At 70.3% G+C, this 6,000-nt stretch carries 5 protein-coding genes and 1 pseudogene; all 6 read left to right on the top strand.

Annotation, left to right across the window (positions count from 1 at the left end; all coding sequences use genetic code 11):
- Positions 1–50 precede the first annotated feature (50 nt).
- Positions 51–971, top strand: a complete 921-nt coding sequence (locus tag VK611_02095) for a helix-turn-helix domain-containing protein (protein HMG40082.1) — start codon at positions 51–53, stop codon at positions 969–971.
- Positions 968–1,549, top strand: coding sequence for a nuclear transport factor 2 family protein (locus VK611_02100; protein ID HMG40083.1), 582 nt, complete (start codon positions 968–970; stop codon positions 1,547–1,549). The genes VK611_02095 and VK611_02100 overlap by 4 nt, the downstream gene beginning before the upstream one ends.
- Positions 1,550–1,586: 37 nt before the next feature.
- Positions 1,587–3,230, top strand: coding sequence for an AMP-binding protein (locus VK611_02105; protein HMG40084.1), 1,644 nt, complete (start codon positions 1,587–1,589; stop codon positions 3,228–3,230).
- Between the two features lie 109 nt (positions 3,231–3,339).
- Positions 3,340–4,920: an oleate hydratase gene (locus tag VK611_02110; GenBank protein ID HMG40085.1), complete on the top strand. Its 1,581-nt coding sequence runs from the start codon at positions 3,340–3,342 to the stop codon at positions 4,918–4,920.
- Between the two features lie 121 nt (positions 4,921–5,041).
- Positions 5,042–5,568: pseudogene (locus VK611_02115) on the top strand (alpha/beta hydrolase).
- Between the two features lie 144 nt (positions 5,569–5,712).
- Positions 5,713–6,000 (top strand): hypothetical protein (locus tag VK611_02120; GenBank protein ID HMG40086.1); only part of this gene is annotated, 288 nt, incomplete at its 3' end.

Raw genomic sequence — 6,000 nt, forward strand, 5'->3', positions numbered from 1 at the left:
CAGCCACTGCCGGGACGACCGGATCGGCCCCGTCGCGCCGCCACCCGCCCGTGAGTGGACCGCGCCGGGCACCGGCCGTCGACCGGGCCGTCGACATCCTCAACTACCTGGCCGCCCACCCCACCGACGCCTTCTCGATGAGCGAGCTGAGCCGCCTGCTGGGCATCAACAACGCCTCCGTGCACGCCGTCCTCGGGGCCCTCACCAAGGCCGGCTACGTCGAGCGCCACCCCCGGCACCGCACCTACCGGCTCGGTCCCGGTCTGGTGGTGGTCGGGCAGGCGGCGCTCTCCCAGCACCGGGCGATCACCGAGGCCACCACCGAGATCGACGCCCTCAGCAAGCAGCTCGACCTCGAGGTGGTGGTCACCGCGCTGGTGGGCGCCGACATGGTCTACGTGGGCAGCGCCGGACGCCCGCAGCTGAGCGCCCCCCAGTTCCGGGTCGGCCAGCGCGTGCCCTGCGTGCCGCCCTACGGCACCGTGCACATGGCCTGGTCGTCGCCCGACGAGATCGAGGACTGGCTCAAGGGCGCGCCGACCGTCCTGACGCCGGAGCAGCGCACCAAGCAGCTGGGGATACTCGACGCCGTGCGGGCCCGGGGCTACGCGGTGGGGCTCGACCTCGGGTCCGCCCACATCGACGTCAACCGGATGTCCGAGAGCCTCACCGACGCCCCCGGCCGCGAGGACCTCAAGCGCGACATCAACGCCCTCTTCGAGCGGCTCGGCAACGCCGAGTACCAGCTCGAGACGCTGGGCTCCGGCGAGATCTACGACATCTCGATGATCAGCGCCCCGGTGTTCGACCCCCAGGGCCGGGTGGCGGTGGCCATCACGCTGGCGGGGCTGCCGCGGCACCTCGAAGCCGCCGTGGTGGTCGAGTACGCCGAGACCGTCACCCGCACGGCGCGGGCGGTCAGCAAGCGGGTGCTCGGCGTCCCGCCCGTCCCCATCCAGCTGTCGCCGTGACCGCGCCGTCCGACATCCTGCGGCTGCTGGCCGACGAGCGCGAGATCCGCCGGGTGGTGCTGCGCTACTGCCGCGGGATCGACCGGCTCGACGCCGAGCTCGTCAGCTCCTGCTACCACCCCGACGCCACCGACGAGCACGGCTCGTTCGAGGGCGGGGTCGACGCCTACGTGAGCTGGGTGTTCGGGCTGCTGGAGCGCTACGACTCCACGTTCCACCTGGTGGCCAACCAGCTGGTCGACGTGGCCGACCGCGGCGACGTGGCGTTGGCGGAGTCGTACGGGGTCGCCTACCACCGGGGCTCGGCGCCGGGGCGCGACGGCGGGTTCGACCCGACCAGGAACCTCATGACCGGGTTCCGCTTCGTCGACCGGTTCGAGCGCCGCGCCGGCGAGTGGCGGATCGCCGCCCGGGTCGCCACCACCGAGTGGTCGCGGATCGACGACGAGGCCGGCCGGTGGCCCGTGTCCGACCGCCTGCGCCACGGCACCCGCGACGCCACCGACCCGGTGTGGACCCTGGTCCCCGAGGTCGCCGACCTGGTCGGCGCACCCCGAGCGGCCGAGCCGCCCACCTGACTCAGCTGCGATACTCCGGGCAAGGGGGAACTGCAGCATGACGGAGATCGCGTACGCATCCGGTGCGTCGAGCGTGCCACTGCTCGGCCAGACCATCGGTCAGAACCTGGCCGCCACCGTCGAGCGGTGCGGCGACCGCGAGGCGCTGGTGGTGCCGTTCCAGGACGTGCGGCTGACCTACGCCGAGCTGGCCCACGAGGTCGAGCGCGTGGCCCGGGGCCTGCTGGCGTCGGGCCTCCGGCGCGGTGACCGGGTCGGCATCTGGAGCCCGAACAACGCCGAGTGGGTGCTGGTCCAGTACGCCACCGCCCAGGTCGGCGTGATCCTGGTCAACCTCAACCCCGCGTACCGCACGTCGGAGGTGGCGTACGCGCTGCGCCAGTCCGGTTGCCGGGCGGTGATCGCCGCCACCGACTTCAAGACCAGCGACTACCGGGCGATGCTCGACGAGGTCCGCCCCGAGCTGCCGGCGCTCGAAGAGGTGGTCTACCTCGGCACCCCCGGCTGGCACGACCTGTTGGCCCGCGGCGAGTCGGTCGGCGACCAGGCCCTGCGCGACCGGGAGGCCGAGCTGGCCTTCGACGACCCCATCAACATCCAGTACACGAGCGGCACCACCGGCTTCCCCAAGGGCGCCACGCTCACCCACCACAACATCCTCAACAACGGCTACTTCGTCGGCGAGGGCTGCGCCTACACCGAGCACGACCGCGTCTGCATCCCCGTGCCCTTCTACCACTGCTTCGGGATGGTGCTGGGCAACCTGGCCTGCACCACCCACGGGGCCACCATCGTGGTGCCGGCCCCGGCGTTCGAGCCGGTGGCCACCCTCCAGGCGGTCGAGTCCGAGCGGTGCACGAGCCTCTACGGCGTTCCCACCATGTTCATCGCCGAGCTCGACCTGCCGGACTTCGAGCGGTTCGACCTGGGCACGCTGCGCACCGGGATCATGGCCGGCTCACCGTGCCCGGTGGAGGTGATGAAGCAGTGCATCGAGCGGATGCACATGGACGAGGTGACCATCTGTTACGGCATGACCGAGACCTCGCCGGTGTCGACGCAGACCGCCGTCGACGACCCGGTGGACAAGCGGGTGGGCAGCGTCGGCCGGGTCCATCCGCACGTCGAGGTGAAGATCGTCGACCCGGCCACCGGGCTGCCGGTGCGGCTGGGCGAGTCGGGCGAGCTGTGCACCCGGGGCTACTCGGTGATGCTCGGCTACTGGGACGACGCCGAGCGCACGGCCGAGGCCATCGACGCCGCCCGGTGGATGCACACCGGCGACCTGGCCACCATGGACGACGAGGGCTACCTGAACATCGTGGGCCGCATCAAGGACATGGTCATCCGGGGCGGCGAGAACGTGTACCCGCGGGAGATCGAGGAGTTCCTGTACGGGCACCCCGACATCGTCGACGTCCAGGTGATCGGCGTGCCCGACGTGCGCTACGGCGAGGAGCTGATGGCCTGGGTGCGGCTGCGCGAGGGCGCCACGCTCACGGTCGACGACGTCGCCGGTTTCTGCCAGGGCCGCATCGCCCGCCACAAGGTCCCCCGCTACGTCCACGTCACCGACGAGTTCCCCATGACCGTCACCGGCAAGGTCCAGAAGTACAGGATGCGCGAGCAGGCCATCGAGCTCCTCGGCCTCCAGGACGCCGCCGCGGTCGACACCGCCTGACGTCCTCGCGACTGCTCATCGTGGTATCGGCCGTACGCATTGTGACTTCGGGTCGATAGGGTCCGCGCTCGGATCCTGTCGGCTCTGTCACCTGTGGAGGCTTTCGATCATGGTTGATGCCGGAGAAGCGAAGGCCTACCTGGTGGGCAGCGGGATCGCGTCGCTGTCGGCGGCGGCGTTCCTGATCCGGGAGGGCGGGTTCGCCGGTTCGAACATCGTGATCCTGGAGGAGCAGGACCGGGAGGGCGGCAGCCTCGACGCCGCCGGCTCACCCGAGACCGGCTACACGATGCGGGGCGGGCGCATGTTCGAGGTGCACTTCGACTGCACGTACGACCTGCTCTCCTCGATCCCCTCGCTGGACGACCCGGCCAAGTCGGTCACCGAGGACACCTTCGCCTTCCACGAGGACTTCGCCTGGAACGACCACGCGCGGCTGGTCGACGCCGCCGGCCAGGTGATCGACGCCCACTCGATGACCTTCAGCGAGCGTGACCGCCTGGAGCTGGTCAGGTGCGTCGCCACCCCCGAGAAGATGCTCGACGGCAAGCGCATCCGCGACTGCTTCCACGAGGAGTTCTTCACCACCAACTTCTGGGCGATGTGGTGCACCACCTTCGCCTTCGAGCCGTGGCACAGCGCCATCGAGTTCCGCCGGTACCTGAACCGCTTCGTGCACCTGTTCAAGACCTTCGACACCATGTCCGGGATCTACCGCACCAAGTTCAACCAGTTCGACTCGATCGTGCGCCCGCTGATGAAGTGGCTGACCGACCAGGGAGTGACCGTCCAGCTCGGCACCCGCGTCACCGATCTGCGCCTCGCCGAGGGCGACGACCTCACCGTGGAGGCGATCACCTACGAACGCGACGGTGCGACGCAGGAGATCCCGCTCGACGCCGGTGACCTGGTGATGGTCACGAACGGGTCGATGACCGCGAACTCGACCCTGGGCTCCACGACCGCTGCCCCCGTCCTGGACACGACCACGCCCAGCGGATCGTGGCAGCTGTGGGAGACCCTGGCCGCCAAGCGCCCGGGGCTCGGCGACCCGTCGGTGTTCGACTCCAGCGTGGCCGACTCCAAGTGGGAGTCGTTCACCGTCACCACCAAGGACCCGATCTTCTTCACGCTCATGGAGGAGTTCAGCGGCAGCGAGGCCGGCAAGGGCGGCCTGATCACCTTCAAGGAATCGAACTGGCTGCTGACCATCGTCCTCAACCACCAGCCGCACTTCCGTGAGCAGCCCGCCGACACCTTCGTGTGGTGGGGCTACGCCCTGTTCCCCGACAAGGAAGGCGACTTCGTCGGGAAGCCCATGGCGGAGTGCACCGGCCGGGAGATCCTCGACGAGGTGCTCCAGCACCTGCGCTTCGACAAGAGCCAGCAGATCCTGGACGGCTCGATCGTGCTCCCCGCGATGATGCCCTACATCACCAGCCAGTTCCTGGTCCGCAAGGCCGGCGACCGCCCCCAGGTCGTGCCGCCGAAGTCGACCAACCTGGCCTTCATCGGCCAGTACGCCGAGGTGCCCGACGACGTCGTCTTCACCGTCGAGTACTCCGTCCGCACCGCCTGGACGGCCGTCGCCACGCTCCTGGGGCTCGACCGGCAACCGCCCCCGGTCTACAAGGGCCAACACGACCCCAAGGTCCTCGTCGACGCCCTCCAGACCCTGCACCGCCGCTAACTGCCCGGCCCGGGTTCGTCCTTAGCGTCTACGACCTGCTCAAGGCCGACGGCTACGACGTCGGCATCGTCCAGAACCGACCCTGTCGCTCGAGGGCGACGCGCAGGCCACCCGACAGATCATCGACGCGCAGGACGGGCCGGTCGTCCTGGTCGGCCACTCCTACGGCGGCGCGGTGATCACGGAGGCGGGCACCCACGACGGCGTGGCCGCGCTCGTCTACATCGCGGCGTTCGCGCCGGACGAGGGCGAGTCGGTGAACACGCTGATCGCCGACCCGCCGCCGGGCGCACCCGTCCCGCCGATCCTGCCCCCCAAGGACGGCTTCCTGTTCCTGGACCGCGAGAAGTTCGCGGCGTCCTTCGCCGCCGACCTGCCGGCCGAGCAGGCCGCGTTCCTGGCCGACTCCCAGGTTCCTTGGGCCTCGACGCCCTCGGCGGATCGATCACGGAAGCCGCCTGGAGGACGAAGCCGAGCTGGTACCTGGTGGCGACCGAGGACCGGATGATCCCCCCGCCGGCGCAACGCGCCATCCCGGAGCGGGCCGGCTCGACGGTGGCCGAGGCTGCCGGCAGCCACGCCATCTACGTCTCGCAACCGGCCGCCGTGGCCGCGCTCATCCAGCAGGCCGCAGCCGGGACCCGGTAGCGCCGGCCCGCCGTCCGCCGCACGCTGGTTGGCGGTGCTCCCACTCGCACCGTCGACCAGGGCGCGACCCGGCTAGCAGCTCGCTAGCAGTTGGCTAGCAGCGCTCCAGTAGTCGTAGAGGGTCATGGCGCTGGCGAGGAGTGGATGGGTGTGAGTGGGTCGGGCGAGCAGGTGGGTCGTGTGGTGGCGGGGCGGTATCGGCTCGAGGGTGAGTTGGGTCGGGGTGGGATGGGGGTGGTGTGGCGGGCGGTCGACACGCTGATCGAACGCACCGTGGCGCTCAAGGAGCTGCGCGCTCCTGCGGGTGACGAGTCGTCGTTCGTGGAACGCGCTCTGCGGGAGGCCCGCAACGCCGGGCGACTCAACCATCCCGGTGTGGTCGCGGTGCACGACGTGATCGCCCCCGCGGGTGACGACGACGCCGTCTACATC

The organism is Acidimicrobiales bacterium, assembly GCA_035316325.1.
Classification (GTDB): Bacteria; Actinomycetota; Acidimicrobiia; order Acidimicrobiales; family VFJN01; genus DASXTK01.